Source organism: Rhizobium sp. SG_E_25_P2, assembly GCF_029892285.1.
Lineage (GTDB): Bacteria > Pseudomonadota > Alphaproteobacteria > Rhizobiales > Rhizobiaceae > Rhizobium_E.
This window is the reverse complement of sequence record NZ_JARXVM010000015.1, coordinates 75,799-102,196: the sequence shown is the minus strand read 5'-3', so window position 1 is coordinate 102,196 and position 26,398 is coordinate 75,799. Positions and strand designations below refer to the sequence as shown.

At 63.3% G+C, this 26,398-nt stretch carries 29 protein-coding genes; 18 read left to right on the top strand and 11 right to left on the bottom strand.

Annotated features, from left to right (window positions below):
- Complete coding sequence (locus M2360_RS19680) at positions 1 to 1,005, bottom strand: ABC transporter permease subunit (protein WP_280777004.1); 1,005 nt, start codon at positions 1,003 to 1,005, stop codon at positions 1 to 3.
- Between the two features lie 90 nt (positions 1,006 to 1,095).
- The gene (locus M2360_RS19675; RefSeq protein ID WP_280777003.1) at positions 1,096 to 2,691 is read right to left on the bottom strand and encodes an ABC transporter substrate-binding protein; all 1,596 of its coding nucleotides are present in this window, start codon (positions 2,689 to 2,691) and stop codon (positions 1,096 to 1,098) included.
- A gap of 286 nt (positions 2,692 to 2,977) precedes the next feature.
- Between M2360_RS19675 and M2360_RS19670 the strand changes: the two genes are divergently transcribed.
- The 5 genes from M2360_RS19670 to M2360_RS19650 all read left to right on the top strand — a co-directional run bounded on the left by M2360_RS19670 (position 2,978) and on the right by M2360_RS19650 (position 6,210).
- Positions 2,978 to 3,370, top strand: coding sequence for a hypothetical protein (locus M2360_RS19670; protein ID WP_280777002.1), 393 nt, complete (start codon positions 2,978 to 2,980; stop codon positions 3,368 to 3,370).
- Positions 3,371 to 3,555: 185 nt separating this feature from the next.
- Positions 3,556 to 3,774, top strand: a complete 219-nt coding sequence (locus tag M2360_RS19665; protein WP_280777001.1) for a hypothetical protein — start codon at positions 3,556 to 3,558, stop codon at positions 3,772 to 3,774.
- A 65-nt stretch (positions 3,775 to 3,839) separates the two neighbouring features.
- Positions 3,840 to 4,538: an SDR family oxidoreductase gene (locus tag M2360_RS19660; RefSeq protein WP_280777000.1), complete on the top strand. Its 699-nt coding sequence runs from the start codon at positions 3,840 to 3,842 to the stop codon at positions 4,536 to 4,538.
- On the top strand, positions 4,535 to 6,073 hold the full coding sequence (locus M2360_RS19655) for a cryptochrome/photolyase family protein (protein WP_280776999.1): 1,539 nt from the start codon (positions 4,535 to 4,537) through the stop codon (positions 6,071 to 6,073). Before M2360_RS19660 ends, M2360_RS19655 begins: the two co-directional genes overlap by 4 nt.
- Positions 6,073 to 6,210: a DUF2256 domain-containing protein gene (locus tag M2360_RS19650; RefSeq protein ID WP_280776998.1), complete on the top strand. Its 138-nt coding sequence runs from the start codon at positions 6,073 to 6,075 to the stop codon at positions 6,208 to 6,210. Before M2360_RS19655 ends, M2360_RS19650 begins: the two co-directional genes overlap by 1 nt.
- A gap of 145 nt (positions 6,211 to 6,355) precedes the next feature.
- On the opposite strand, the gene M2360_RS19645 is transcribed toward M2360_RS19650, so the two are convergent.
- Positions 6,356 to 6,643 carry a hypothetical protein gene (locus M2360_RS19645; RefSeq protein WP_280776996.1) on the bottom strand — a complete coding sequence of 96 codons (288 nt, stop codon included), beginning with the start codon at positions 6,641 to 6,643 and terminating at the stop codon, positions 6,356 to 6,358.
- Positions 6,644 to 6,809: 166 nt separating this feature from the next.
- Positions 6,810 to 7,556 (bottom strand): phosphonate metabolism transcriptional regulator PhnF, encoded by a 747-nt coding sequence (phnF, locus tag M2360_RS19640; RefSeq protein ID WP_280776995.1) that lies wholly within the window; start codon positions 7,554 to 7,556, stop codon positions 6,810 to 6,812.
- 90 nt (positions 7,557 to 7,646) lie between these two features.
- Here phnF and phnG point away from each other — a divergent pair, with 90 nt between their 5' ends.
- The 13 genes from phnG (at position 7,647) to phnN (ending at position 19,588) form a co-directional block, all read left to right on the top strand.
- Positions 7,647 to 8,123 (top strand): phosphonate C-P lyase system protein PhnG, encoded by a 477-nt coding sequence (gene phnG, locus M2360_RS19635; RefSeq protein WP_280776993.1) that lies wholly within the window; start codon positions 7,647 to 7,649, stop codon positions 8,121 to 8,123.
- Between the two features lie 222 nt (positions 8,124 to 8,345).
- A complete protein-coding gene (phnH, locus tag M2360_RS19630; RefSeq protein WP_280776992.1) occupies positions 8,346 to 8,975 on the top strand; it encodes a phosphonate C-P lyase system protein PhnH in 630 nt (209 codons plus the stop codon).
- Complete coding sequence (locus M2360_RS19625; RefSeq protein ID WP_280776990.1) at positions 8,975 to 10,081, top strand: carbon-phosphorus lyase complex subunit PhnI; 1,107 nt, start codon at positions 8,975 to 8,977, stop codon at positions 10,079 to 10,081. The genes phnH and M2360_RS19625 overlap by 1 nt, the downstream gene beginning before the upstream one ends.
- Positions 10,078 to 10,956 carry an alpha-D-ribose 1-methylphosphonate 5-phosphate C-P-lyase PhnJ gene (locus M2360_RS19620; protein WP_280776989.1) on the top strand — a complete coding sequence of 293 codons (879 nt, stop codon included), beginning with the start codon at positions 10,078 to 10,080 and terminating at the stop codon, positions 10,954 to 10,956. The genes M2360_RS19625 and M2360_RS19620 overlap by 4 nt, the downstream gene beginning before the upstream one ends.
- Positions 10,957 to 11,185: 229 nt before the next feature.
- Positions 11,186 to 11,962 (top strand): phosphonate C-P lyase system protein PhnK, encoded by a 777-nt coding sequence (phnK, locus tag M2360_RS19615; RefSeq protein ID WP_280776988.1) that lies wholly within the window; start codon positions 11,186 to 11,188, stop codon positions 11,960 to 11,962.
- Position 11,963: 1 nt separating this feature from the next.
- Positions 11,964 to 12,668 carry a phosphonate C-P lyase system protein PhnL gene (phnL, locus tag M2360_RS19610; protein ID WP_280776986.1) on the top strand — a complete coding sequence of 235 codons (705 nt, stop codon included), beginning with the start codon at positions 11,964 to 11,966 and terminating at the stop codon, positions 12,666 to 12,668.
- Positions 12,665 to 13,285, top strand: a complete 621-nt coding sequence (locus M2360_RS19605; RefSeq protein WP_280776985.1) for a DapH/DapD/GlmU-related protein — start codon at positions 12,665 to 12,667, stop codon at positions 13,283 to 13,285. Before phnL ends, M2360_RS19605 begins: the two co-directional genes overlap by 4 nt.
- A 136-nt stretch (positions 13,286 to 13,421) precedes the next feature.
- The gene (gene phnC, locus M2360_RS19600; RefSeq protein ID WP_280776983.1) at positions 13,422 to 14,246 is read left to right on the top strand and encodes a phosphonate ABC transporter ATP-binding protein; all 825 of its coding nucleotides are present in this window, start codon (positions 13,422 to 13,424) and stop codon (positions 14,244 to 14,246) included.
- 81 nt (positions 14,247 to 14,327) lie between these two features.
- Positions 14,328 to 15,233, top strand: a complete 906-nt coding sequence (phnD, locus tag M2360_RS19595; RefSeq protein ID WP_280776981.1) for a phosphonate ABC transporter substrate-binding protein — start codon at positions 14,328 to 14,330, stop codon at positions 15,231 to 15,233.
- A 107-nt stretch (positions 15,234 to 15,340) separates the two neighbouring features.
- Positions 15,341 to 16,303: a phosphonate ABC transporter, permease protein PhnE gene (phnE, locus tag M2360_RS19590; protein ID WP_280776980.1), complete on the top strand. Its 963-nt coding sequence runs from the start codon at positions 15,341 to 15,343 to the stop codon at positions 16,301 to 16,303.
- A gap of 11 nt (positions 16,304 to 16,314) precedes the next feature.
- A complete protein-coding gene (gene phnE / locus M2360_RS19585) occupies positions 16,315 to 17,883 on the top strand; it encodes a phosphonate ABC transporter, permease protein PhnE (RefSeq protein ID WP_280776978.1) in 1,569 nt (522 codons plus the stop codon).
- A complete protein-coding gene (locus tag M2360_RS19580) occupies positions 17,880 to 19,019 on the top strand; it encodes an alpha-D-ribose 1-methylphosphonate 5-triphosphate diphosphatase (RefSeq protein ID WP_280776977.1) in 1,140 nt (379 codons plus the stop codon). The genes phnE (M2360_RS19585) and M2360_RS19580 overlap by 4 nt, the downstream gene beginning before the upstream one ends.
- Positions 19,019 to 19,588 (top strand): phosphonate metabolism protein/1,5-bisphosphokinase (PRPP-forming) PhnN, encoded by a 570-nt coding sequence (gene phnN, locus M2360_RS19575; protein WP_280776976.1) that lies wholly within the window; start codon positions 19,019 to 19,021, stop codon positions 19,586 to 19,588. Before M2360_RS19580 ends, phnN begins: the two co-directional genes overlap by 1 nt.
- Before the next feature lie 102 nt (positions 19,589 to 19,690).
- On the opposite strand, the gene M2360_RS19570 is transcribed toward phnN, so the two are convergent.
- From M2360_RS19570 to M2360_RS19540, 7 genes are all read right to left on the bottom strand, one after another.
- Complete coding sequence (locus M2360_RS19570) at positions 19,691 to 20,305, bottom strand: DUF4166 domain-containing protein (RefSeq protein WP_280776975.1); 615 nt, start codon at positions 20,303 to 20,305, stop codon at positions 19,691 to 19,693.
- Positions 20,305 to 20,700 carry a DCC1-like thiol-disulfide oxidoreductase family protein gene (locus tag M2360_RS19565; RefSeq protein WP_280776974.1) on the bottom strand — a complete coding sequence of 132 codons (396 nt, stop codon included), beginning with the start codon at positions 20,698 to 20,700 and terminating at the stop codon, positions 20,305 to 20,307. The genes M2360_RS19570 and M2360_RS19565 overlap by 1 nt, the downstream gene beginning before the upstream one ends.
- 79 nt (positions 20,701 to 20,779) lie before the next feature.
- A complete protein-coding gene (locus M2360_RS19560) occupies positions 20,780 to 21,157 on the bottom strand; it encodes an EamA family transporter (RefSeq protein WP_280776973.1) in 378 nt (125 codons plus the stop codon).
- Complete coding sequence (locus M2360_RS19555) at positions 21,157 to 22,875, bottom strand: hypothetical protein (RefSeq protein ID WP_280776972.1); 1,719 nt, start codon at positions 22,873 to 22,875, stop codon at positions 21,157 to 21,159. Before M2360_RS19555 ends, M2360_RS19560 begins: the two co-directional genes overlap by 1 nt.
- 1 nt (position 22,876) lies before the next feature.
- Positions 22,877 to 24,310 carry a UbiA family prenyltransferase gene (locus M2360_RS19550; protein WP_280776971.1) on the bottom strand — a complete coding sequence of 478 codons (1,434 nt, stop codon included), beginning with the start codon at positions 24,308 to 24,310 and terminating at the stop codon, positions 22,877 to 22,879.
- 190 nt (positions 24,311 to 24,500) lie between these two features.
- A complete protein-coding gene (locus M2360_RS19545) occupies positions 24,501 to 25,355 on the bottom strand; it encodes a hypothetical protein (protein ID WP_280776970.1) in 855 nt (284 codons plus the stop codon).
- Between the two features lie 124 nt (positions 25,356 to 25,479).
- Positions 25,480 to 26,373, bottom strand: coding sequence for a metal ABC transporter substrate-binding protein (locus M2360_RS19540; protein ID WP_280776969.1), 894 nt, complete (start codon positions 26,371 to 26,373; stop codon positions 25,480 to 25,482).
- Positions 26,374 to 26,398: the final 25 nt, after the last annotated feature.

Here is a 26,398-nt window from a genome sequence, read left to right as displayed (position 1 = left end):
CTATCTCGCGATGCGCGGGTTGAGGAAGCCGTAAAGCAGGTCGACGATCAGGTTGACCAGCATGATCACGGCGGCGATGAGCAACAGCCCGCCCTGAACGACGACATAGTCGCGCTTGAACACCGCATCGACCATCCATTTGCCGATGCCCGGCCAGGAGAAGATCGATTCCGTCAGGATCGCGCCGGCCAACAGCACGCCCACTTGCAGGCCGATGGTGGTGACGACGGGGATCATCGCGTTTCTGAGCGCGTGCACGCCGACCACGCGGAAGGGCGTCAGCCCCTTGGCGCGGGCGGTGCGGACATAATCCTCGCCCAGAACTTCCAGCATGGCCGAGCGCGTCTGCCGCGCGATCACCGCGAGCGGGATCGTGCCGAGCACGATGGTCGGCAGGATGAGATAGCTGACGGCGGACTGGAACGCGCCTTTCTGGCCCGACAGCAGGCTGTCGATCAGCATGAAGCCGGTGACCTGCGGGAAGAAATACATCAGCGAAATGCGGCCCGACACCGGCGTCCATTGCAGATAGCCGGAGAAGAAGATGATCAGCAGCAGGCCCCACCAGAAGATCGGCATGGAATAGCCGATCAGGGCGACCCCCATTACCGACTGGTCGACCCAGGTGCCGCGCTTGATGGCGGCGACGACGCCGGCCGGCACGCCGATGGCGACCGCGAGCAGGATGGCGCAGAGAGAGAGTTCGACGGTGGCCGGAAACAGCGCGAAGAACTCATCGAGCACCGGGCGCTTGGTGACGATGGAGGTTCCGAGATCGCCGGTGACGACGCCGCCGAGATAATCGGCGAATTGGGCGTAGAAGGGCCTGTCGAGGCCGAGATCCTGCATGATCTGGGCGTGCCGTTCGGGATCCATCACACGCTCGCCCGACATCAGCATCACCGGATCGCCGGGCAGAAGACGGATGAAGGAGAATGCGATCAGGGCGACGCCCACGAAAGTGGGGATCAGCACAGCCAGCCTGCCGATAAGAAACCGCAGCATGGGCTCTTTCCATTGTTCGAAAGCGGGGAGGCTTACGCTTCCCCGCTCATCGCCCTCCCGTCATGGGAGGGCAGTTTCAATTGTGACGAATTATTCCGCGATGTCCACGCCGTCGAAACGGTGGATGCCGAGCGGATCCATCTGGTAACCGGAGACCTTCTTGGACACGGGCGTGAAGCCGACCGAATGGTCGATGGTGGCCCAGGGCGCCTCGCGCTTGAAGACGACCTGCGCCTCTTCATAGAGCTTGGTGCGCTCGGCGATGTCGGAGGTGATCTTGGCCTTCTTCACCAGATCGTCGAACTCCTTGTTGCACCACTGAGCGCGGTTGTTGCCGCCCACGGCGTTGCAGCCGAGCAGAGTGTCGAGGAAGTTGTCCGGATCGCCATTGTCGCCGGTCCAGCCGAGCATGACGGCGCCGTCGCGGTCCTTGGCCTTGGACTTGTCGAGATATTCGGCCCATTCATAGGAGACGATCTCGACTTCCACGCCGATCTTGGCGAAATCGGCCTGCATGATCTCGGCCGCGCGGCGGGCGTTGAGCATGTAGGGACGCGACACCGGCATGGCCCAGATCTTCATCTTCAGACCCGTGACGCCAGCCTTTTCGAGCGCGGCCTTGGCGGCGTCGACGTCGTATTTGTCGTCTTCGACCTTGTCGTTATAGGACCACATGGTCGGCGGGATCGGGTTCTTGGCCGGCTGGGCCGCGCCCTGGAACACGGCGTCGACGATCGCCTGCTTGTTGATCGCCATGTTCAGCGCCTTGCGCACTTCAGGCTTGTCGAACGGCGCCTGGGTGGTGTTGTAGGCGAGATAGGCGACGTTCAGGCCTGGCTGTTCGATGACGTTGAGATTCGGATCAGCCTTGAGGTCCGCGACATCGGCGGCGTTCGGATAGGGCATCACATGGCATTCGCCGGCCTTGAGCTTCTGAGCGCGCACGGCGGCGTCGGTGGTGATCGCGAAGACGAGATCGTCGATCTTTTCCTTGCCCTTGAAATAGGTGTCGTTGGCCTTGTAGCGGATCACGGCGTCGGCCTGATAGGCCACGAAGGTGAAGGGACCGGTGCCGAGCGGCATCTGGTTGAGCTGGCCCATCTTGCCATCGGCCTGCAGCTTGTCGGCATATTCCTTGGACAGGATCGAGGCGAAGTCCATGCCGAGATTGGCGAGGAACGGCGCTTCCGGCTTGTTCAGCACGAATTTGACGGTGAGGTCGTCGACCTTTTCAACAGCCTTGACATTCTCGGGCAGGCCCATGCCGGCAGCGTATTCCCAAGCCGCGCCTTCGACATATTTGTGCCAGGGATGATCGGCCTTGAGCTGGCGCTCGAAGGAGAAGATCACGTCATCGGCGTTGAGGTCGCGGGTGGGGGTGAAATATTCTGTGGTCTGGAACTTGACGCCTGCGCGCAGCTTGAAGGTGTATTCAAGGCCGTCGGGCGAAATGGTCCAGCTTTCGGCGAGGCCGGGCTCGAGTTCCGTGCCGCCATGCTTGAATTCGACGAGGCGGTTATAGGCGGTGCGCGAAGAGGCGTCGAAGGTCTGGCCGCCGGTGTACAGCGCCGGATCGAAGCCTTCCGGCGACGCTTCGGAGCAATAAACAAGCGTCTTGGCCTGGGCGGCGAGCGCAAAAGTGGACACGAGAGCGGTCGCTGCAAGCAGCGTGGCGAGCTTCTTCATCTTGGTTTTCCCCTTTGGTTTATCCCCGCCAGCACAAACCGGCGTGGTTGAGGCAAAAATGAGCGTATCCTTTTCTAAAATGCAAGCGGTTCCGAGAAATTATTTTCCAAAAGGTCAAAAAGCATACAATTCCAGCAAGCCCGATAAATTTCCGCGGGCAATTGAAAATTCCCGTTCCGTTTTGCACAGGCTCGCGCTAGAGCGAAACCGCAGCAAAACAGCGCGCGCCGCGGACTCCTCCCCTGATTTTCATCCCGCGTCGCCCAGTTCAAGGACATCGAGCTCAATGACCCTCCGCCTCGCGTTTGCCGCCGTCGTCACGGCGCTTCTCGCATCCTGCACCACGACCGGCGTCGTCTCTTCCGATCCGCTTTCCCAACGGTGGGTTGGCGCCGAAGCCGGCAAATTCTTCGCCGCCTACGGCCCGCCCGCTAGCGACGAAGACAGCGGCTCGACCTCGACCTATGTGTGGAAGGGCGGCTACAAGACCGTGCGCGTGGCCGCACAGGGCAAGGCCAAGAAGAAGACGACCACCCGCTACCTGTCCTGCACGGTCAGGCTGACGGTCAATGATTCCTACAAGATCAAGTCGATCACCGCGATTTCGGACCGCGCCGGCCTCGACGGCCAGCCGAGCTGGTGCGCGCAGTTCCTGGACGCCGGTCCCAAGAAGGGCTGACCGGGCCAGACGTCGACCAAACAACGCTCGCCGCATGGCGGGCGTTGTTTTTCGGAACCATTTGCCGCGCCCTTGATTTTCTTTGGGGGAATCAGGCGCGCGCGCAGTCTCGCCATATTCCGCTGTTAAACTTCGCATCTCATGGAGATGCGGGCGTTGGCGGCGCCGATGAGAGGGGGGCTGATATGCGGTATCTACTCGACGGTCAGGACATCGGCATGTTCGGCCCCGACGATATGGACCGGTTGGCCCAGGCTTATGCAAGTCTTTGCGGCGAGCATCACATTTCCGACAATGAAGAAGCCTGCCAGCGTCTCGCCCGCGCCCTCATCCAGCTCTATCGTCACGGCGTGCGCGAACCGGGTCAACTGGTCACCGCGCTGCGGATGAGTCCCGCCGCCTGATCCCTGACAGACGCGCCAGATCCCCTCGCCTCCTTCCTGCGTAGGAAGGGGAAAAGGAGACCGGCATGGCGCGATTTCTTATCATCGCCGCATCGAGCGGCATCGGACAGGCGACCACAGGACTGCTCAGCGCGGCTGGGCACGAGGTGGTGACCACTGCCCGCGATTCGACCAAGATCACCCCCGACATCATCCTCGACGCCAGTGATTTCGACGCCGTCGACCGCGCGTTCCAGACGGCGGGCGACATACAGGGCGTCGTCAATTTTTCGGGCTCGCTTCTTCTCAAGCCCGCGCATCTGACCACCCGCGAGCAATATGACGCGGTGATCTCGGCCTCGCTGACCACCGCTTTCGCCACCATGCGCGCCGCCGGCAAGCATATGAAGCAGGGCGGATCGGTGGTGCTGGTCTCCTCGGCCGCCGCTATGGAAGGGCTTGCCAATCACGAAGCGATCGCCGCCGCCAAGGCCGGCGTGATCGGCCTGACGCTGGCGGCGGCGGCGAGCTATGCCGGACAGAAATTGCGCGTCAACGCCGTGGCCCCCGGCCTCACTGAGACGCCGCTGACGGCGGGCGTGACCGGCAACGAGCTGTCGCGCAAGGTGTCGGAGGCCATGCATGCGCTGGGCCGGATCGGCACGCCCGGTGATGTGGCGCGGGCGGTGGTGTTCCTGCTCGACCCCGCAAACGACTGGATCACCGGTCAGACTCTGGCCGTCGACGGCGGCCTCTCGCGCGTTCGGCCAAAGATGAAGGCATGAGCGCTCTCCGCCTGATCCTGGGCGACCAGCTCAGCCGGTCGATTTCCAGCCTGGTTGGCGCCAACAAGGGCGCCGACACGGTGCTGATCGCCGAGGTGATGGAGGAAGCCAGCTATGTGAAGCATCACAAGAAGAAGATCGCCTTTCTCTTTTCCGCGATGCGCCATTTCGCCGAAAGCCTGAAGGCGGAGGGGTTTAAAGTCCGCTATGTCAAGCTCGACGCAGCCGGCAACAGCGGCAGCCTGGGTGGCGAGGTCGAGCGGGCGCTGAAGGACACTCACGCCGATCGGATCGTGATCACCGAACCCGGCGAGTTGCGGCTGGGCCGCGAGATGCGCAGCTGGAAGGATCGCTTCAAGACCGAGGTCGAGATCCGCGGCGACGACCGCTTTCTCTGCAGCCATCGCGAATTTCGCGATTGGGCGGCGGGCCGCAAACAGTTGCGCATGGAGTTCTTCTACCGCGACATCAGGCGAAAGACCGGCCTGCTGATGGAGGCCGACGGCGAGCCTGCCGGCGGCCAGTGGAATTACGACAAGGACAATCGCAAGCCGCCCAAGGAAGGCCTGCGCTTTCCCAAACGCATCGCGCATCAGACATCGCCGATCACCCGTGAGGTTCTCGATCTGGTGTCGGAGCGCTTCGACGATCATTTCGGCGATCTCGAACCGTTTCACTACGCCGTCACCCATAACGAGGCGATGATCGAGCTTGATCATTTCATCGAGACCTGCCTGCCGCGCTTCGGCGACTATCAGGACGCGATGGTATCGGGCGAACCCTATCTCTATCACTCGCTCATCTCGTCCTATCTCAATGCCGGCCTGCTGACGCCGATGGAGATCTGCCAAAAGGCCGAAGCCGCCTATCGCAGGGGCCACGCGCCGCTCAACGCCGTGGAGGGCTTTATCCGCCAGATCATCGGCTGGCGGGAATATGTGCGCGGGATTTACTGGCTGCATATGCCGGATTACGCAACACGCAACCATCTCGACGCCAGCGAGCCGCTGCCCTGGTTCTACTGGTCGGGCGAGACGCGAATGCGCTGCATGGCCGAAGCGATCGACCACAGCCGCAAGCACGCCTATTCGCACCATATCCAACGGCTGATGGTCACCGGCAATTTCGCGCTGCTGGCCGGACTGCTGCCGAGCGAGGTCTGCGACTGGTATCTCGCCGTCTATTCCGACGCCTATGACTGGGTGGAATTGCCCAATACGCTGGGCATGGCGCTTTATGGCGATGGCGGGCTGATGGCGAGCAAGCCCTATGCGGCCAGCGGCGCCTATATCAACCGCATGAGCGACTATTGCGGCGGCTGCGCCTATGATCCCAAGGAGGCGCTGGGCGATAAGGCATGTCCCTTCAATGCGCTCTACTGGGATTTCCTCGCCCGCAATCGGGACCGGCTGAAAGCCAATCCCCGCATGGCCATGCCCTACAAGAACTGGGAACGCTTCTCTGATGACAAGCGCAAGGCGCTGCGCGGCAAGGCCAGGGAAACGCTCGACGCAATGCGCGAGGGCCGGCTGTGATGGCCAAGATGAAGAAGAAGCAGGATCTGCCGACCAAGACCTGTCCCCGATGCCGGAAGCCGTTCGCCTGGCGCAAGAAGTGGGAAAAGGTCTGGGACGAGGTGAAATATTGCTCGGAGCGCTGCCGGCGGGGGTAATTGACATTCGCTATGCTTGCCCGTGTGCCGAGCATCTACCGCCGAAATTGGCGAGAATTCCGGGCCAAAGCGCCCTGTGTAGACCCTCGGGACAAGCCCGAGGGTGACGATGCCAGAGGAGAGACATCCGCGAAAAGCGAGCGTCTTACTTCTTCCCCTTCTTCGCCGGCTTCTCCTTCTCCTCGTCCTCATCGTGCTCGTCATTCGCCTGGACAGGATCCAGCCGGTGCTTGATGGCCAGCGCGTAGATGGCTTCGAGGATGGCGGCGTCCTTGAGGTCGGGGTCGGAGAGAGCGAGCAGCGAGGCGCGGACGATTTTCTTGCTGGAGGCCTTGGAGCACTGGTCGACGACATAGGCGTAAAGCGCCTGATCCTTGAGCCCGTCGCGCGCGCCCTCGAGCAGGGCCTCGTAGATTTTCTTGCGTCCGCTCATACGTCCAATTTCCTTGCTTTACAAATTTTACACCAACCAAGGATTTGAGGTCGCTGGCGTTTTACGCCGCGTTCACAGAGCCTCGGGTTCACGCAAGGGGAAGCGGAGCCTGATGTCACAATCAAGCGTCATATTATGACAATAAAAAAGCGCGGTTTGTGACAGGTCAGACGGGCATGTCGAGTTTCAAAGTGACGCGATCCGCCGCAAAACAGGTTACCGCGTATTGTATCGGCGCGCCGTCTGGCAAAGCATTGACGGCGCGGGCCTCCATCACCACGGCGCCGGGCTTCAATTCCAGCAACAAACGCTCGCGTTCATCGGCGAGGCGGGCGGTGAGATCGGTGGTCAGGCGGATATAATCGGTGACCCCGAGCATGGCGTAGGCGCGGGTGATCGAGCCGGTTTCGCGCACCGCCGCCGCCATGCCGGAGAAACGCGCGGCGTTGAAATAATTGATCGAGGTGGAGACGGGCACGCCGTCGGCGCGCGACACCAGCGTGAGCTTCAGAAGCTCTGCGCCCGGCTCCAGCGTGAGCGCCGCAGCGATGACAGGATCGGCTTTGATGCGCTCTTCCGCCACCAGACGGATGTCGCGGTCGCGCGACTGGCCAGCCAGGCCTTCCGAAAAGCGCGTGCGGCGGGTGATCGGGAAGGTGAAGCGGGTCTGGCGACGGATCAGCGTGCCGCGGCCCTGGACGCTTTCGAGCAGCCCCTCCTCGACCAGCGCGGCGATGGCCGCGCGCACCGTATGCCTGTTAACGCCAAAGCGGGCGGCGAGCGCGATCTCGCCCGGCATCATGCCTTCGTATTCGCCATCGGCGATCGCTTGCCGGATGGCGTCGGCGATCTGCCGCCAGAGTGCGACGCCCGAGCGGCGCTCGACCGCGCCCGATGATTTTTCCTCGCTCACCCGTCTCTCCCGTCACAAGCTTGTCATGGTGCAAGGATACACAGCGCTTATCGAACTTGTCTAGTTAAATAGACAAATGGAGAGCGATCCATGACACAATCCCCAGCCTCACCGGCCCATGAAGCCCAGACGGCGCCGGCGCGCAAGCGGCGAATGGAGGCGCTTGCCCGCGCCCGCCGCGACGAGCTCGAACACTTTCTGTCAGAGCATGCCGGCGATGTCACGGTCTCGCCGGTGCGCGGCCCTGAAACCGGGCTGGTGATGGTGCGCGGCAAGATCGGCGGCGGCGGCTCGCCCTTCAATCTCGGCGAAGTGAGCGTCAGCAGGGCGAGCGTCCGGCTGTCGACCGGCGAAATCGGCCATGGGCAACTGCTCGGCGGCGACAAGGCGCATGCGCGGCTCGCGGCGATTATCGATGCGCTTGGACAGCGCGACGAGTTTTCCGCCGCGGTGGATGGGCTGGTCGCCACGATCGAGGCGCGCACAGCGGAAGAGGACGCGGCGCTCGCGGCCGAGACGGCGGCGACGAGAGTGGATTTCTTCACGCTGGTGCGTGGGGAGGATTGAGATGGGCTTTGCGAGAGCAAGGATAAAGATCCCCTCCCCAACCCCTCCCCACAAGGGGGAGGGGCTCGAACGCAGCGCCGTTTTGCCTCCATCAGGCATCCCCACACGCGACAACGCTTCGGTCTCGCTCAGAGCAGGCGCCGGGGTAAGCCCCTCCCCCTTGTGGGGAGGGGTTGGGGAGGGGTTCTTAAACCACGTAACAGCATCCGAAGGGGCGCAATCATGACAACCGCCACAGACACCTACACCGGCGCCTTCACAGACCCCGTGCTCGATGCGCAATCGGCGTTTCGCGTGGTGATGGACTGCATGGCGCGGCCCGGGACGATCGGTTGGATCGAGGGCGAGGCCAAGGGGCCGAAGCCACTGGGACGGGCACAGAGCGCGATTGCGCTGACACTCGCGGATCAGGACACGCCCGTCTATCTCTCGCCCGCTCTCGTGAAAGCTGGCGCAGCAGCCTGGCTGGGGTTCCAGACCGGCGCCGCCGTGACCGACATCAAGAGCGAGGCGCGGTTTGCGTTCGTCGAGGCTGGAGCGCCCTTTCCGGCGCTCGCCTCCTTCGCCCGCGGCAGCCAGGAGTATCCCGACCGGTCGACCACGGTGATCGTGGAGCTGGACAAGCTCGAAGGCGGCGAGGAACTGACGCTCATTGGCCCCGGCATCCGCGACCGCATCGCCATTTCGCCCAAGGGCCTGCCGAGCCTGTTTCCGGCGCTCTGGGCGGAGAACCACGCGCTCTATCCGCGCGGCGTCGACCTGATCCTGACGGCGGGCCGCGCCTGCCTTTGCCTGCCGCGCTCCGCGCGCATCCTCGCCGCCACGCCCGTTACGAATGGGGAGAAAGCCTGATGTATGTCGCCGTCAAGGGCGGGGAAGCCGCCATCGCCAATGCCCATCGCCTGCTCGCCGACCGCCGTCGCGGCGATCGCAGCCTGCCCGGCGTGACGCTCGAGCAGATCATCGCCCAGCTCGGCCTCGCCGTCGACCGGGTGATGGCCGAAGCGTCGCTGTATGACCGGACGTTGGCCGCGCTCGCCATCCGCCAGTCGCGCGGCGACATGATCGAAGCGATCTTCCTGTTGCGCGCCTATCGCACCACGCTGCCGCGCTTCGCCTCCTCCGTGCCGGTCGACACCGGCGCGATGAAGATCGAGCGTCGCGTATCCGCGACCTATAAGGATCTGCCGGGCGGCCAGTTGCTCGGGCCAACCTTCGATTACACCCATCGCCTGCTCGATCCCTCGCTCGCAGAAGACGGCGCCGTCGAGGCGCCGGCGCGGCGGGAGGCGTCGCCCGAACGGGTGATGCGCGTTTCCGACATTCTCGACGGCGAAGGGCTGATCGAGGGTGACGGCGATCTCGGTCCTGACCATGTCGCGGGCGACATCACCCGCGAGCCGCTGGAATTCCCGATGGCCCGCGATATCCGCCTGCAGGCGCTGGCGCGCGGCGACGAGGGCTTTCTTCTGGCGCTCGCCTATTCCACCCAGCGCGGCTACGCCCGCACCCATCCCTTCGTCGGCGAAATCCGCATCGGACTGGTGGAGGTCGAGATCGACATGCCGGAACTGGGCTTTGCCGTCTCGCTCGGCCGCATCCGCGTCACCGAATGCCAGATGGTCAACCAGTTCAAGGGTTCGGCCAAGCAGCCGCCGCAATTCACGCGCGGTTACGGCCTGGTGTTCGGCCAGTCCGAGCGCAAGGCCATGGCCATGTCGCTGGTCGACCGGGCGCTTAGGGCCCAGGAATTCGGCGAGGACGTGGTCGCCCCCGCCCAGGATGAGGAATTCGTGATTTCCCATTCCGACAATGTCCAGGCGACCGGCTTCGTCGAGCACCTGAAACTGCCGCATTACGTGGATTTCCAGGCCGAACTCGGCCTCGTGCGCCAGATGCGCGCGGAATACGAGGCCCGCTCTGTGGACCAGACCGAGATGATGGAGGCCGCGCAATGACGCCCGATATCGCCACATATAATTTCGCCTATCTCGATGAGCAGACCAAGCGGATGATCCGCCGGGCGATCCTGAAGGCCATCGCCATTCCCGGCTATCAGGTTCCCTTCGCCTCCCGCGAAATGCCGATGCCCTATGGCTGGGGCACCGGCGGCGTGCAGGTGACGGCGGCGATCATCGGGCCGGAGGACAGGCTCAAGGTCATCGACCAGGGCGCCGACGACACGACCAACGCCGTCTCCATCCGCGCCTTCTTCGAGAAAGTCGCGCGGGTCGCTGTGACGACGAAGACGCGCGAGGCGACGATCATCCAGACGCGGCATCGCATTCCCGAGGAGACGCTGACCTCAGGCCAGATCCTCGTCTATCAGGTGCCGATCCCTGAGCCCCTGCGCTTCCTGGAGCCGCGCGAGACCGAGACGCGGATGATGCATGCGCTGGAAGAATACGGCCTCATGCATGTGAAGCTCTATGAGGACATCGCCCGCAACGGCCATATCGCCACGACCTATGCCTATCCGGTGAAAGTGGCGGGCCGCTATGTGATGGACCCCTCGCCCATTCCGAAATTCGACAATCCGAAGATCGACAATTCCGAAGCGCTGCAACTGTTCGGCGCCGGGCGCGAAAAGCGCATTTATGCCGTGCCGCCCTATACGCAAGCGACCAGCCTCGATTTCGAGGATCATCCCTTCGAAATCCAGCGGTTCGAAAAGCCCTGCGCGCTGTGCGGCTGCACCACGTCCTATCTCGACGAGGTGATCCTGGACGATCGCGGCGGCCGGATGTTCGTCTGCTCCGACACCGATTTCTGCGAGGACCGCCGGGCGCAGGGGCATGTGGGCGATCAGAGCGGGTTGGAGGCGGCGGAATGAGAGGCTTATTCAAAGTCGCGCCGTCGACTGGGACGCCAATTCCCCCTCTGGCCTGCCGGCCATCTCCCCCACAAGGGGGGAGAAGACTCGCCGCGGACGACTGCCTCGATTGGGCCAAAGCGGAGCGGCAGGTTAAGCCCCTCCCCCTCGTGGGGAGGGGTTGGGGCGGGGTCTTTTCTCCCTTCGCAATTGCCGCCGCCATAGCGATCAAGACATCAGGAGCCCTGGCATGACCGATCTCCCTCTCCTCAAAGTGCATGGCCTGTCGAAATTCTATGGCGGCCGCATCGGCTGCTTCGACGTCAATTTCGATCTCTGGCCGGGCGAAGTGCTCGCCATTGTCGGCGAATCCGGCTCCGGCAAGACCACGTTGCTCAATTGTGTCTCGACACGGCTGTCGGCGCCGGCCGGATCGGTGGAATACCGGATGCGCGACGGGCAGTTCCGCAATCTCGCCGATATGGGCGAGGCCGAGCGGCGGTTCCTGATGCGGACGGACTGGGGTTTCGTGCATCAGAACCCGGCTGACGGCTTGCGCATGACAGTGTCGGCCGGCGCCAATGTCGGCGAGCGGTTGATGGCGATCGGCAACCGGCATTACGGCAATATTCGCGAAACGGCGTTTGACTGGCTCTCCCGCGTGGAAATCGGCGCCGACCGCATCGACGATCAGCCGCGCGCCTTCTCAGGCGGCATGCGGCAGCGGCTGCAGATCGCCCGCAATCTGGTGACCGCGCCGCGCCTCGTCTTCATGGATGAGCCGACCGGCGGGCTGGATGTGTCGGTGCAGGCGCGGCTGCTCGATCTCATTCGCGGCCTCGTCTCCGATCTCGGCCTGGCCGTGATTATCGTCACCCATGATCTGGCGGTGGCGCGGCTCTTGTCGCACCGGATGATGGTGATGAAGGACGGCCGCGTCATCGAGCATGGGCTGACCGACCGGGTGCTGGATGATCCGCGCCAGCCCTATACCCAGCTCCTCGTCTCCTCGATCCTGCAGGTGTGACATGACCACTCCCCTCATCGTCCACGAGGTTCGCAAGAGCTTCACCATGCATCTGCGCGGCGGCATCGAGCTGCCCGTCGTCAATGACGTGCATTTCTCGCTGAAATCGGGGCAATGCGCCGTGCTCGGCGGCCCCTCGGGCGTCGGCAAGTCGTCGATCCTGAAGATGCTCTATGGCAATTACGGCGTCGATTTCGGCCAGATCCTGATTACCCATAAGGGCCGGACCGTCGATCTCGCCACGGCCAGCCCCCGCGAGATCCTCGACATCCGCCGCCATACGCTGGGCTATGTCAGCCAGTTCCTGCGCGCGGTGCCGCGCGTGGCGGCGATCGATGTGGTCGCCGAGCCGCTCGTCTCGCTCGGCGAAAGCCATGCGGCGGCGCGCGACAAGGCCGCCGGACTGCTGGCGAAACTCAATCTGCCCGAGGCGCTGTGGAGCCTGCCGCCCGCCACCTTCTCCGGCGGCGAACAGCAGCGCGTCAACATCGCCCGCGGCTTCATCACCGATCATCCGGTGCTCTTGCTCGACGAGCCGACGGCGTCGCTGGACGCCACGAACCGCGCCGTGGTGGTGGGCATGATCCGCAGCAAAAAGGCCGAGGGCGTCGCTCTGCTCGGCATATTCCACGACGAGGATGTCAGGGCCGAGGTGGCCGACGAGATCATTGACGTGTCGCATTTCTCCACCCGAAAGGCCGCGTGATGACCAAGCTCTCTGTCGAACCGATGATCCATGCGACTGCGCGCGTGAGCGACTCCAGGCTCGGCCGCTACACCGAGATCGCCGAGGACTGCCGGATCTCCGAACTCGAGATGGACGACTATTCCTATATCGAGCGCGGCGGCCAGGTGTGGTGCGCCACGATCGGCAAATTCGCCAATATCGCCGCGAGCGTCCGCATCAACGCCACCAATCATCCGACCTGGCGGCCGACGCTGCATCATTTCACCTATCGCGCCGGCGATTACTGGCCGGACGCCGAGGATGAGACCGAGTTTTTCGAATGGCGGCGGGGAAACCGCGTCGTGATCGGTCATGACGTGTGGCTCGGCCATGGCGTGACTGTGCTGCCGGGCGTGACGATCGGCAACGGCGCCGTGGTCGGCGCGGGCGCGGTGGTCAGCCGCGATGTCGCGCCCTACACGATTGTCGGCGGCGTGCCGGCGCGACTGATCCGCGAACGCTTCGACAAGGCGCTGGCGGAAAAATACGAAAAGCTCGCCTGGTGGGACTGGGACCACGACCGGTTGCGCAATGCGCTCGATGATTTCAGATCCATGACAGCCGAAGAATTCGTCGCCCGTCACGTGCGCGTCTGATCGACCTCAAGCGCCTGAAACTCTCGGCCCTCCGTTATGTCAGAAAATTGTCATTTAACTGACATTCAGCAGTCAAGCAGCGGGCCTAGAGAAGGGGAAGATCTTAAAAAATCATAAAATGGGAAAGGCTGGCCGCATGTTCGAATTCAGGCATGTCACCAAGCAGTTTGGCGCAAAGACAGCAGTGCGTGACGTGACGCTCGACATACCCAGCGGCCAGATGGTGGGCATCATCGGCCGCTCCGGAGCCGGCAAATCGACCTTTCTCCGGATGATCAACCGGCTTGGGGCGGTCAGTTCGGGCTCCATCCTGTTCGGTGAACAGGAAGTCTCCAGCCTCAAGGGCGAGGCGCTGCGCCGCTGGCAACGCGACTGCGCGATGATCTTCCAGCAGTTCAATCTGGTGCCCCGGCTCGACGTGCTGACCAATGTTCTGCTCGGCCGGCTGAACCATCGCTCGACGGTCATGTCGGTGCTCGGCCTGTTCTCCCGCGAGGAGCGGATCATGGCGATCGCCGCGCTGGAACGTCTCGGCATCGAACAGACGGCGCTGCAGCCCGCCGGCACGCTGTCGGGCGGCCAGCAGCAGCGCGTCGCCATTGCGCGGGCGCTGATGCAGGAGCCGAAAGTGCTGCTCGCCGACGAGCCAATCGCCTCGCTCGATCCGCTCAACGCCAAGATCGTCATGGACGCGCTGCGCGACATCAACGAGCAGGACGGCATTACCGTGATCACCAATCTGCATACGCTGGATACGGCGCGGCACTATTGCGAACGGATCATCGGCATGGCCGACGGCGCTGTCGTGTTCGATGGCCCGCCGGAGGCGCTGACGCCCGAAGCCGTCAAACAGATCTACAACACCGAGGACGGCATCGACGAGACGATGACCTCGACCGCCATTTCCAGACCCGCCCGTCATGAGCGCCCGCTCGAGCCCATCGCGCTCGCCGGCGTCTGAGGCGTCAACAGTTCGCCCGCCCGCGTCAAAGGCAAAAACCGCATCAACATGGCCGGATGATCCGGCTCAGGGAGACGATCAATGTTCAAGAAAGTCCTGTTCGCGTCCGTCGCGCTTCTGACTGTCGCCACCGGCGCAATGGCCGAAGACCTCAAGGAATTCCGCATCGGCATCCTCGGCGGCGAAAACGAAGCCGACCGCCTGAAGAGCTACCAGTGCATGGTCGACAAGCTGCCGTCCGTGCTCGGCGTCGAAAAGGTTTCGCTGTTCCCGGCCGCCGATTATGACGGCGTCGTCCAGGGCCTGCTCGGCGGCACGCTCGATTACGCCGAACTCGGCGCTTCCGGCTACGCCAAGATCTACCTCGCCAACGCCAAGGCCGTCGAGCCGATCCTGACTACCGTGCAGACCGACGGTTCGATGGGCTATCACTCCGTGCTCGTCGCCCGCAAGGACAAGGGCTACAAGACCCTCGAAGACCTCAAGGGCAAGAAGCTCGGCTTCGCCGATCCGGACTCCACCTCGGGCTATCTCGTCCCGAACGTGACGCTGCCGGAAGCTCTCGGCATGCCGGTCAAGGAATTCTTCGCCTCCACCGGCTTCGGCGGCGGTCATGAAAACCTGGTTCTCGAAGTGCTCAAAGGCAATTTCGACGCTGGCACGACCTGGGCTTCGGGCGTGGGCGAATTCAAGGACGGCTACACCTCCGGCAACCTGCGCAAGATGGTCGACAAGGGCATCCTGAACATGGACGACCTGGTGCAGCTGTGGGAATCGCCGCTGATCCCGAACGGCCCGATCGTTGTCCGCAGCTCGATGGACCAGGGCATGAAGGCCAAGTTCAAGGACTTCATGATGGGCCTGCCGAAGTCCGACCCGGCCTGCTTCTCCGCCATCCAGGGCGGCGACTTCAAGAGCTACACCGAAGTCAATGTCGACTTCTACAAGCCGATCATCGACGCCCGCAAGGCCGTCATCGGCGGCTGATTTAAGCCTGATCCGCGCCGGCGGACCCCAAGTCCGCCGGCGCATTCTTTTCTGACGACGGCCGCAGATGAACAGCGGGCGTAAACGACATGCGGGAACAGGCGGCCATGGCTCTCAGCAACACCCATCCGGTTTTGTCCGATAGCGGACGGCTCGTCGAACAGCATTGGCGCGAACTCGCCGCCCGCCGGCGCCTCTATACGTTCATTGGGCTTGCCGCTTTTCTGATCGCCATGGGCGGATCGCTGTGGTTCGCCAACGAGACCAATTCCGGCAAGTTCTTCGACCGCCTGCCCTATTTCTTCGATTTCCTGCATGAGCTTCAGCCGCGCGATCCCTTCGAGATCATCCGCGCGCTGTTCGACCTGCCCTCGCCCTATGACGACGGCAGCCTGAAATACAATTATCCCGAAGGCCGCTATTACCTGACCGACAGCGTTTACCTGCCGGAATATATCTACAAGATGATCGAGACGATCAATATCGCGCTGATCTCGACCGTGATCGGCGTGGTGTTCGGCTTCATGCTGGCCTTTCTCGCCGCCAAGAACATGATGCCCAATCCGTGGATCCGGGCGCTCGCGCGGCGCTATATGGAAATCCTGCGCGCCTTTCCCGAAGTGGTGATCGCCGGCTTCTTCCTCGCCATTCTGTCGCTCGGTCCGGTGCCCGCCATCATCGCGGTCAGCCTGCACACGATCGGGGCGCTCGGCAAACTGTTCTATGAGGTGATCGAGAACGCCGACATGAAGCCTGACGAAGGCCTGCGCGCCGTGGGGGCCAACTGGTTCGAGCGGGTGCGCTTCGGCATGGTCCCGCAGGTGCTGCCGAATTTCACCAGCTATTTCCTGCTCAGGCTGGAGATCAATGTCCGCGCCTCAACCATCATCGGCGCTGTCGGCGGCGGCGGCATTGGCGAGCTCTTGCGGCTGTCGATCAGCCAGAGCCATGCGGCGAAGACCATCGCCATCGTCGGTCTGCTGCTCGTCACCGTCATCGCCGTCGACCAGTTCTCCGCCTGGCTGCGCAAGCGGCTGGTGGGCGAACAGGCTTTCACCCCAATCGGCTGAGGAGAGTGACCATGACCCGCATCGCCCGCCCCGACATGGACGCCATCGTCGCCCGCCACCCGGAAATCTTCCAACGCAGCGCCTGGCAGCGATTCCGAGGCCCTGTTTTCACCGGCCTGTTCCTGTTCTATCTGGTGTTCTGCGCCTGGTTCTTCCATATCGGCGCGGTGTTGTCCGGCGCCAATTGGGGCATCGCCGGCGCTTATCTCGCCGACTGGGTGTCCTATGAAAGCCGACCCGACATCGAGATCGGCAAGGACGGCAAGCTGCGCGTGGTGTTCAACCGCGCCGACCCCGCCGGGCTGAACGATCCCCGGCCCGACTGGCTGATCGCCGATTTCAGCAGCCAATCCAAGGCCGCCCCCGAGGCGCGAACCGCGTCCGACGCCTCCATCGCGCCGCAGAAGAAATCGACGATCAGCTTCATGGCGCCGCCGAAGGCGGCGGAACCTGCACCTGCGACCGATGTCGCGGCGGTCACGGGCGAAACAGAGCAAGTGGCGAGCAAGGTCACCGTCAACTTCTCCTCCTCGACCTCGATCGAAACCACGCCTGACCGCGTGTTGGTGAAACGCGGTTCCGAAACGCTGACCGTGCTTTTGGACGGTTCTGGCGAAACGCGGCTGACCGAGCCCCTGCCCGCCTGGGCCGAACAGCGGTCGCCGGGCGGCAAGATCACCGTGTCGCTGGGGCTATCAGGTTGGGCGGATATCGAGGACGACAGGGTGCGCATCCGCAACCGCTTCTTCGGCTGGCCGAATTTCTTTTTCGACACCAATTCCGCCTTTTTCGGCAAAAGCGTCAGTGAGGTCATCAGCCTGATCGCCTCAGGCCCCGAGTTGAAGCCGGGAACCAGCAATCTGTCGCTGGCGCTTGACGATTTCCTCTATAATCCGTCCTGGCAGCATCTCGATGTCTGGATCAAGCTGATGCAAACCATCGTGATGGCCTTTGTCGGCACGGTGCTGGCGACGCTGATCGCCTTTCCCTTGTCCTTCCTCGCAGCCCGCAACATTACCGGCAACCGGCTGACCAACCAGCTGATCAAGCGCTTCTTCGACTTCCAGCGTTCTGTCGATATGCTGATCTGGGCGCTGTTCTTCACCCGCGCTTTCGGCCCCGGACCGTTGGCCGGCATGTCGGCGATCTTCTTCACCGACACCGGCACGCTCGGCAAGCTCTATGCCGAGGCGCTGGAAAATGTCGACCAGAAACAGCCGGAAGGCGTGCGTTCGGTGGGCGCCTCGCCGATGGCCGTCAACCGCTTCGGCGTGCTGCCGCAGGTGATGCCGGTGTTTCTATCGCAGGCGCTGTATTTCTGGGAATCCAACACGCGCTCGGCCACCATTCTCGGCGCGGTCGGCGCCGGCGGCATCGGGCTGAAATTGTGGGAAGCCATGCGCACCAACAGCGACTGGGAAAATGTCGCCTATATGGTGATCCTCATCCTTATTGTCGTCTTTGTCTTCGACCACATATCCAATGCGCTGCGCTCGCGCTTGATCGGTTCGGCCGGATCGACCATCATCCTGCCGCGCGCCGGCGCGCCCGCCTCTCCAAAGAAAGCAGTCTCCGCATGACCGAAGAGCTCATCATCCGCAACGCCCGCATCGTCCTTGAAGACGAGATCGTCACCGGCTCGCTTGTCGCGCGCAATGGGGTGATCACCGATATCGACACCGGGCCGACAACGGTAGGCGAGGATTTCGAGGGCGACTTCCTGATCCCGGGCCTGGTGGAGCTGCATACCGACCATCTCGAAAGCCACTATTCGCCCCGTCCCGGCGTGCGCTGGCAGATGGTCTCGGCCATCCAGGCGCATGACGCGCAGGTGGCTTCGTCCGGCATCACCACGGTGTTCGATTGCCTGCGCATGGGCTCGGACGAGGATGGCGGCTTTGCGCCGGGCGAGATGCGCGAGATGGCGGATGCGCTGAAGCGCGCCCAGGAAGAGGGACGGCTGCGCGCCGACCACCTGATCCATCTGCGCTGCGAAGTCTCGGCCGCCGACGTGCTTGACCATTTCGACGCTTTCACCGATGTCACCGAAGTTCGGCTCGCCTCGCTGATGGACCACGCGCCGGGGCAGCGGCAGTTCCAGACGATGGATCAGTACACGCTCTACTACAAGACCAAGCGCGGTCTCTCCGACGAAGCCTTCGCGGAATTCGTGGCGCGTCGGCAGGAAGCCTCGGCGCTTTACGCCGACAAACATCGCCGGGCGATCGTCGATCATTGCCACCAGCGCGGCATCACGGTGGCCTCGCATGACGACGCCACGCTCGACCATGTCGAGGAGGCCAAAGGCTTCGGCGTCAGGCTGGCGGAATTCCCCACCAGCCTCCAAGCCGCCCAGGCCTCGCATGAAGCCGGCATGAGCGTGCTGATGGGCGCGCCCAATATCGTGCGCGGCAAATCGCATTCCGGCAATATCGCCGCCCGGGATCTCGCCGACTATGGCGTGCTCGACGTGCTCTCTTCCGATTACGTGCCGCTGAGCCTGATCCACGCGCCTTTCGTGCTGGCCGACGAGGACAATGGCATGGACCTCTCCCAGGCGATCCGCATGGTGACGTCGACGCCCGCCAAGACCGTGGGCCTTGACGATCGCGGCCGCATCGCTTCAGGCCTGCGCGCCGATCTCGTGCGCATCCGCCGCGACCATGGCGCGCCGGTGGTACGCTCTGTCTGGCGGCAGGGACGACGGGTGGCGTGATGGATCTGGCGATCAAGCCTGCGCTGTCGACGCGCGGCCGGCTGGTGGTGATCGTCGGCCCCTCCGGGGCCGGCAAGGACACGCTGATCGATTACGCCTGCCGGGCGCTGGCGGACCGGCCCGAATTCGGCGTGGTGCGGCGGGTGATCACCCGGCCTGAGGAGGCAGGCGGCGAAGCCCATTGCGCGGCCGGGCTCGACGATTTTGCGCGCATGAAAGCCGAAGGGGCTTTCTGCGTCGACTGGGGGGCGCATGGCCTGTGCTACGGCGTGCCGGCGGAGCTTCGCCAGGACATCGCCTCGGGCGCGGTGCGGCTCGTCAATGGCTCGCGCCGGGCGCTGCCTTTGTTTCGCGCAGCCTTCGCAGATGTCGAGACCGTGCTTGTGACGGCCGCGCCCGAGGTTCTGGCCCGACGTCTCGCGGCGCGGGGTCGCGAAAGCCTCGACGAGATCAAGGCGCGACTGGCGCGACTGGTGGAAGACAGGCCGGAGGATTATGATCTGGTGATTTCCAATGACGGCGCGGTGGAAGAGGCCGGGGAGAGACTGGCGGCGTTTTTGCGGGGGTGAGCGACTAAGGAGCTCGGAGAATGCAGTTGTGTGCTGAGTCGCGCGTCGCATGTAAAGTATTGCCGATCGCTTCCCCCTTTTTCGGCACTGCGTGAGCAACCCTCAATCCACACGCTCTACCCGCGCCACCGTAAACTCGCCGCGATAACTGTAGATCTGGCCGAGCCAGGGATGCAGCACGCGCATCTTCATCCGAAACCGATCCTCGTCGATCGCCTCCTCCTCGGCCTCGACCCGACCGAACAGATGGTCGAACGGCAGAGGAAGCAGGCGGCCGAACAGCGGCAGAAGATAGCCGCGATGGCGGATAGCGATGCGGGCGCCGTCCCAGTGGTAGCTGGCGCGCCAGGCGAAGCCGGCGGGCATATATTCCACCATCTCATCGCTGAAATAGGGCGTGAGGCGCGAGCGGAAGCGGTGCGTGCGGCCATCCGGCCGCATGAAGGAGCGATCGAAATCGCAGGCCTCGGCGCCCGCCTCGCCGCAGAAGCGGATGACGACAGGGATATTCTCGCCGGAAAACGGCGCGAGCGTGCGCGACAATTTGATCAGCGGCGCAAGCTTTTCGAACCAGGGCGCCATGGTGATGGTCAGCGCGCCTTGCAGCAGCACCAGATCCCGCGAGCCGGCGCGCGGCGCATAACGCCTGCGCAAAACCTGCGGCAAGGCTGCCCAATCCGCGCCGAACACCTTTTCGAACAAGGATGGCCGATCCATCAGCGACCGCCGAGATTGTCGATCTTGCCCGCGCCGAGCATGCGGATCAGAAGATTGCGGACAGCGCGCATGGCGGGATAGGTGAAGCGGGCGAGCGCCGGCGAGCGAAACATGAGCGCGTTCATGCGATTGAACCAGCCATGTTGGGAGCCGATGAGGCCCATCAGCGTCAGAGCTTCGGCGCCATGATAGAGACGGTCGCCATAAGAGAGCACCATGCCCTGATCGAGATCGAGACCGGCCTGGTTGATCTTCGCCATCAGCGGATGGCCGCGCTCCACGCGCGCATCGACGAGATGCAGATTGCCGACTGACTGGCGGATGCGCAACGCCTGCGCCGCGACCCGGCAGAGCGGGCATTCGCCGTCATAGACGAACCAGACATCGCCTTGCATAACGCTCTCCCATTGTTCCCCGCCGCATCGGTAGCATTCCGACCGGACGGGCGCAAAAGGGCAAAGTGGCGCAGTTTTGTCAGGCGCGGGCGCCCACCGCCACCAGGCAGATCCCCGCAATGATCACCGCCACCCCGAGCGCGGTCGGCCAGCTGATCTGTTCGCCGAGCACCACCACGCCGGCAGCCGTTGTCAGCGCCATGCCCAGCGCGACGAAGGGATAGGCCGAGGACACCGGCAGTTTCGACAGGACCAGCAGCCAGAGAATGGCGCCGAGACCATAAAGGCCGAGCCCGCCGATCACATAGGGCGACAGGACGACGGCGCGCGCCAGACCCGCGACATCGACCTTGTCGGAGAGCGCCGCCTGGACATCGGGCCTGGTCATGCCATGGCGCAGGATGATCTGGGAAACAGCGCTGATTGTGACGCTGACGAGAATGAAAAGATAGTTCATCACGAATCCTTGCCGGAATAGATGCAGAGCCATGCCCGCCGGAACAGCGGTTCGGACGTCGAGGCGGTGGCGCAGGGAGCGGCGACGTAATCGACGCCGTGGGCGCGCGCATAAGCGAGGCGGGCTTCGAGCGACCCGAGCGCGGTGACGGCGCGATAGCGCGCCTCGAAGATCGGGAAATAGGACGGCGACCACATGACGGCGGCTCCGTATTTGCCCTGGATCCAAATGGAGCGTTTCGACGTCTCGACAAAGCCGATGGAGGCGGCGACGAGATCGACCGAAGCAGGCTTGCCGTCGACGGCTTCATCGACAACAGGAAGAAGGAACACGGCGTTGGGCGCGGTGTTGGCGCGCGCCCAGTCGCCGGCCTCGGCCCAGAGCGAAATCTGGCTGGTCGTCGCCAGGGACCGGCTGACGGCCGCAGATCCGGCCCAGACCACAATGCCCGCCGCGAGAAGCGCGGCAAACGCCTGCCCGAGCAACGCCAGACGGCCGTGGCCGGGAATACGGGCGACAAGACGCGGCGCAAAGCGGTCGAGCGCCAACAGCAGAACCAGGGCAGGCAAAGCCAGCCGCGACAGCGCCATGGCTGCCGTCATCAGCAATGCAAGAGCGTTGTCGCTCCGCGTCCTGGCGTCCGCGAGGCGACTGGCGACCAAGATCGCCGCGCCCACGCCGACCAACAGCTGCAACACGACAGCCGATCGCATCAGATGCAGATTGAGAAGAAACCGATCATCGCTGACATGCGGCAGGATCGCGCCTATCGCCAGCACAGCGCAAGCGCCAAGCGCGAGCGCGGCGAAACCCGCGCGCTTGCGCCCCATCGCAGCAGAGATCACCCCCAGGGCGGCGAGCAGGAAAGCCAGGAAGGCCAAATCCTTGCGGGAAAAGCTCTCCACGAAAAAATGATAGGGATAGAATCCCCACAGGAAATCCTCGTAGGGAATGGGGGTCGTCCGCCCCGCCTCGGGATTGCCGAGCACGCTCGCCAGAACGGGAGCAACGACAGGCGCACCCGCCGCCACTCCCGCCGTTACGCGCAGGATCAAAACCCACAGGCCAATCTGACGCTGCGCGAGCGCCAACAGCGCGGCCAGCGCGAGCGGAGGCAGCATCCAGACCGCCATGAAGGCGTTCAAGAAAAAGGTCACGCAGACCACAAAGGCGGCAAGGCCGAAACGGCCCGCCAAAGCGGCGGCGAAACCCGTCAGCAGCGTGGCGTTGGCAAGCTCCGAATGGCTGAAATAGTCAATATTCAAGGCGCCTTCGCCGATGGTCGCTCCACGCAGCAGACTGGACGCCGCCAAGAGCCCGGCAAACAGGACGTTGACGCGCAGACCGCGATAGCCGAGCGCCGCCGCAACCGCAAAGCAGGCCATGAAAAAGGCGATGCGAGACAACGCGAAACACATGCCGAGGAAAAGGCGCGGCTCCACCCACTGCCCCACGCCGGCCACGCTGAGCCAGAAACCCGACGAAAAATAGCGAAGCGACTGAACGAAGGCGTCGGCAGCGAATTCCGGCTTGGCCCAGGCTTTTTCGAGGATCGGCAGATGATAGATATTGTTGCTGTAGACGGGCAGATAGCCGGTGAACAGGACAGAGATCAGCGCCGCCAGAACGGCCAACGCCAGAAGTTCGGCGATCGTCGCTGGCCGGTCCGATGCCAGGACGATCGAGCGTGATGGCGTGAAAGCCGGTTCCGCAACCATGTCAGAGCGCTCCGAACAGCACGACCAGGCATCCGGCCCCGACCGCCCAACTGCGCCGGTCGCGGATGGCGAAGACGATCGGATCGTCATGCATCAGCCGACGATGCGCCATCAACAGCATCCGCGCCACCCAATAGAGCATCAGCGGGCAGAGACCCCAGAGGATCTCCGGACGCGAATAGAGCGCCGCGACATTGGGCGAACTGACATAGAGGGCGAGAACGGTGATGGCGTTCATGCCGGCGGCGGCGGCCAGGGCCGCGATCACCTGCAGGTCGCCAATCCGGTAGTTGCGATTGGACGGATCCGGCAGGCCGGCGTCGAGCCGCATCGACAGTTCGACATAGCGCTTGACCAAGGCCAGCGCCGTGAAGATCAAGGTCGAGAAGGCGAATAACCAGGGCGACAGCGCCACGCCGATGGCGATGGCGCCGGCGATGACGCGAATGGTGTAGAGCATCGCCAAGGTGACGACATCGACCACCATCTTGCGCTTCAGCGAGAAGGAATAGGCGGTGGTGAGGGCGAGATAGACGCCGAGCACGACCGCGAAGGCCGGCGACACCAGCGCCGCAAGACCAAAAGCAAGCACGGTCAGCAGGGGGAAAAGCATGACGCCTGTGGCGATCGACACGTCGCCGGACGCAAAAGGCCGCCGGCGCTTGCTCGGATGCGCCCGGTCGGCCTGGATGTCGAGAAGATCGTTGAGAATATAGACGCCGGAGGCGCAGGCGCAGAAGGCCGCAAAGGCTGTCAGCGCCAAAAGCAGGGAGGCGAAATCGAAGCTGTGCGAGGTGACGAGCGGGATGAAGATCAGCGCGTTCTTGGCGTATTGATGCACCCGCAGCAGCCGCGCCAGGAGCTTTGCGGAGACAGCGCGTCCCTGCAGGTGGTCGAAATCCGGATGCAGACGCCTGAGAGCGGATGTGGTCGTCCGCGACGCTTCGACGGCGACGGCGCTGCGGGCGACGCGCCAGATGGCCAGATCTTCAGAGCCATTGCCGACATAATCGAAACCGCCTTCGCCGAAGGCGCCGACCAGCGCCTCGGCCTTGTGGGGGCCGCCGAGATTGACGGCGTCATCCGAGCAGAACACGCCGTCGAACAGGCCGAGATGGGCGGCGACGCCTTCCGCATGGCGCCGGGCGGCGGCGGTGGCGAGATAGACCGGCCGTCCATTCTGTTTGGTCGTCACGATCAGCGCCAGCACATCCTCATTATAGGGCAATGCGGCGTAATCGATGTCGGCGAGATCCGCGAAATGCCGCTTGATGGCCTGTTTTCGCAGATCGCTGAACAGCGAGCGGCCCAAAGCCCTCGCGCCATGGCGAGACAAAGCGTCGAACACCGATTCATGCAGGAGGTCGGAACGCACCAAGGTTCCGTCGAGGTCGACCACTATCGGGGTCGTGTCGATATCGACTATCTGCAACATGACGCCTCTCCTGCTTGCGGGGAGACGTTAACGCCATTTTTACGTTTGGAAACCTGCGTAGGGAAATGAGAGTTAACACCGCCCCGTTCAGGCGAATTTCGTCCGTTTCTGGGATGTGATCAGCGCGCGAAAGGCCCCATGGTGACACAGGCGCGTCAAGGCGGGACGCTCCCGCCCTCGACACTTGCGATCACAGCCAGACGTCGTCGCGGCCGATCTCCTTGAGGGAGACGCCGAGGATGGTCGCCGTCTCGCCATTGTCGAAATCGATGACCACATTCTTGCCCTTCTGGGTCATGTGGTTGTCGACGAGATCCTTGTAGTCGTGGATGGCGGCGATGCCGGAGAGGTCGAGAATGTCGTGATCGCCGCGCCTCTCGTTAAAGTCCGTGACGGTGTCGGAGCTGAAGCGATCGAACACGAAGCGATCGTCGCCCACTCCCCCGGTCAGCCGGTCATCGCCCTTGCCGCCGATGAGGACATCGTCATTGCCGGAACCATTCAATATATCCCTGCCGGCCCGGCCGTTCATGCGGTCGCCGAGCGCAGTTCCGGTGACCAGATTGTTCTTGTCGTCCAGATCGTTGGCGAATGTGGTGTTCAGCTTCATCTTGAATGTGATGAAAATATAGCTGTGGCTGGTGGTCGCGACACCGCCGAGATCGATGTAAAGCGCATCCTCGCCTTTGGCATTGCCAGAGGTGACGCCATAGGCATGGGTGAGCTGGATGTCGCGCTCGTTCAGGCCGCGGATATTGGTGTTGAGCGTGAAGCCGGCGATGCGCTCCAGCGCGCCATATTTGTCGGCGAACATCAGACCGTTGAACACCCGCTCGGTCCAGACGGCGCTGGCCTTGAAATCGACGAAGAAGCCTTTTTCATAGAGATCGATCTGAAACAGCGTGGCGTTCTTGCCGATTTCGACATCGTCGCCCACGGTGACGTCGCCGCTATAGAGGGAATTCTTGTCGAGATTGCCCTCATAACCGGTGTATTTGTTGGGATAGTAATAGGCGTAATAGAGTTTGCGGCCAGTCCAACTCATGTGATGTCCTGAGATTTCAGGCGCGCCGACGCGCCGAATCACGAAAACCACATAGGACTCCGCAAAGCTTTCGCGGGCCGGGAGGCGCGGAGTGGACCCCCGCGCCCCGGAGCTTTCGTTGTGCTCAGCTGCCCTTGGCCATGGCGGCGGCGATGAGGTCGACATTGTAGCGGAACATCGTCTCATAGGTCGGCGCGACGCCGTCCTTGTCCGACAGCGATTCCACATAGAGTTCGCCGCCGGCGCTCGCGCCGGTCGCCTTGGCGATCTGTTTGACGAGGCGCGGATCGTTGGAGTTTTCGAAGAAATAGGTCTTCACATGCTCGGCCTTGATCGGGTTGATCAGTCTGGCGACATCGCCGGCCGAGGCTTCCGTTTCGGTCGAGACGCCGATGGGAGCGAGGAACCGCACCTTATATTCGCGGCCGAAATAGCCGAAGGCGTCATGGCTGGTCAGCACCTTGCGCGCGCTTTCCGGAATGGGGTCGATGCGGGAATGGGCGTAAGCGTCCATGGCGTCGAGCTTGTCGAGATAGGCCCGGGCATTGGCCTTGTAGGCCTCGGCGTCGGCGGGGTCGGCCTTGATCAGCGCCGTCTCGATATTCTTCACCCACACCTTCACATTCACGGGGCTGTTCCAGACATGCGGATCGGTGACGGTCTGGCCGTCTTCCTCCATCTTGCGGGTCTTGACGCCCTGGGAGACGGTGACCGGCTTGCCCTGATAACCCGAGGCGGTGATCAGCCTGTCCATCCAGCCTTCCAGCCCTTCGCCCGAGACGAAGACCACCTTGGCAGATTTCAGCGCCTTGGCGTCGGCGGGCGACGGTTCGAATTCATGGGGATCGCCATTGGGGCCGACGAGGCTTTTGACCGTGACATGGTCGCCGCCGACCTGTTTGGCGACATCGGCGAGCACGGTGAAGGAGGCGACGACGGGGATCTCATCGGCAAAGGCCGGGGCGGCGAAAGCGAGGATCACAGGCAGGGCAGACGCGTAGAGCAGGGTTTTCTTCATGGCAGGCTTCCTTTCGGGATGATCG

What these genes read in the sequence shown, in the direction of transcription:
- phnL (WP_280776986.1), top strand. Translation starts at nt 11,964, where the DNA reads ATGACCACTCCCCTCATCGTCCACGAGGTTCGCAAGAGCTTCACCATG.
- M2360_RS19570 (WP_280776975.1), bottom strand. Translation starts at nt 20,305, where the DNA reads ATGGATCGGCCATCCTTGTTCGAAAAGGTGTTCGGCGCGGATTGGGCA.
- M2360_RS19660 (WP_280777000.1), top strand. Translation starts at nt 3,840, where the DNA reads ATGGCGCGATTTCTTATCATCGCCGCATCGAGCGGCATCGGACAGGCG.
- M2360_RS19625 (WP_280776990.1), top strand. Translation starts at nt 8,975, where the DNA reads ATGTATGTCGCCGTCAAGGGCGGGGAAGCCGCCATCGCCAATGCCCAT.
- M2360_RS19620 (WP_280776989.1), top strand. Translation starts at nt 10,078, where the DNA reads ATGACGCCCGATATCGCCACATATAATTTCGCCTATCTCGATGAGCAG.
- M2360_RS19650 (WP_280776998.1), top strand. Translation starts at nt 6,073, where the DNA reads ATGGCCAAGATGAAGAAGAAGCAGGATCTGCCGACCAAGACCTGTCCC.
- M2360_RS19580 (WP_280776977.1), top strand. Translation starts at nt 17,880, where the DNA reads ATGACCGAAGAGCTCATCATCCGCAACGCCCGCATCGTCCTTGAAGAC.
- M2360_RS19645 (WP_280776996.1), bottom strand. Translation starts at nt 6,643, where the DNA reads ATGAGCGGACGCAAGAAAATCTACGAGGCCCTGCTCGAGGGCGCGCGC.
- M2360_RS19545 (WP_280776970.1), bottom strand. Translation starts at nt 25,355, where the DNA reads ATGAGTTGGACTGGCCGCAAACTCTATTACGCCTATTACTATCCCAAC.
- phnN (WP_280776976.1), top strand. Translation starts at nt 19,019, where the DNA reads ATGGATCTGGCGATCAAGCCTGCGCTGTCGACGCGCGGCCGGCTGGTG.
- M2360_RS19550 (WP_280776971.1), bottom strand. Translation starts at nt 24,310, where the DNA reads ATGTTGCAGATAGTCGATATCGACACGACCCCGATAGTGGTCGACCTC.
- M2360_RS19555 (WP_280776972.1), bottom strand. Translation starts at nt 22,875, where the DNA reads ATGGTTGCGGAACCGGCTTTCACGCCATCACGCTCGATCGTCCTGGCA.
- phnG (WP_280776993.1), top strand. Translation starts at nt 7,647, where the DNA reads ATGACACAATCCCCAGCCTCACCGGCCCATGAAGCCCAGACGGCGCCG.
- phnH (WP_280776992.1), top strand. Translation starts at nt 8,346, where the DNA reads ATGACAACCGCCACAGACACCTACACCGGCGCCTTCACAGACCCCGTG.
- M2360_RS19670 (WP_280777002.1), top strand. Translation starts at nt 2,978, where the DNA reads ATGACCCTCCGCCTCGCGTTTGCCGCCGTCGTCACGGCGCTTCTCGCA.
- phnD (WP_280776981.1), top strand. Translation starts at nt 14,328, where the DNA reads ATGTTCAAGAAAGTCCTGTTCGCGTCCGTCGCGCTTCTGACTGTCGCC.
- phnE (WP_280776978.1), top strand. Translation starts at nt 16,315, where the DNA reads ATGACCCGCATCGCCCGCCCCGACATGGACGCCATCGTCGCCCGCCAC.
- phnE (WP_280776980.1), top strand. Translation starts at nt 15,341, where the DNA reads ATGGCTCTCAGCAACACCCATCCGGTTTTGTCCGATAGCGGACGGCTC.
- M2360_RS19675 (WP_280777003.1), bottom strand. Translation starts at nt 2,691, where the DNA reads ATGAAGAAGCTCGCCACGCTGCTTGCAGCGACCGCTCTCGTGTCCACT.
- M2360_RS19560 (WP_280776973.1), bottom strand. Translation starts at nt 21,157, where the DNA reads ATGAACTATCTTTTCATTCTCGTCAGCGTCACAATCAGCGCTGTTTCC.
- M2360_RS19680 (WP_280777004.1), bottom strand. Translation starts at nt 1,005, where the DNA reads ATGCTGCGGTTTCTTATCGGCAGGCTGGCTGTGCTGATCCCCACTTTC.
- M2360_RS19565 (WP_280776974.1), bottom strand. Translation starts at nt 20,700, where the DNA reads ATGCAAGGCGATGTCTGGTTCGTCTATGACGGCGAATGCCCGCTCTGC.
- M2360_RS19655 (WP_280776999.1), top strand. Translation starts at nt 4,535, where the DNA reads ATGAGCGCTCTCCGCCTGATCCTGGGCGACCAGCTCAGCCGGTCGATT.
- M2360_RS19540 (WP_280776969.1), bottom strand. Translation starts at nt 26,373, where the DNA reads ATGAAGAAAACCCTGCTCTACGCGTCTGCCCTGCCTGTGATCCTCGCT.
- phnC (WP_280776983.1), top strand. Translation starts at nt 13,422, where the DNA reads ATGTTCGAATTCAGGCATGTCACCAAGCAGTTTGGCGCAAAGACAGCA.
- phnK (WP_280776988.1), top strand. Translation starts at nt 11,186, where the DNA reads ATGACCGATCTCCCTCTCCTCAAAGTGCATGGCCTGTCGAAATTCTAT.
- M2360_RS19665 (WP_280777001.1), top strand. Translation starts at nt 3,556, where the DNA reads ATGCGGTATCTACTCGACGGTCAGGACATCGGCATGTTCGGCCCCGAC.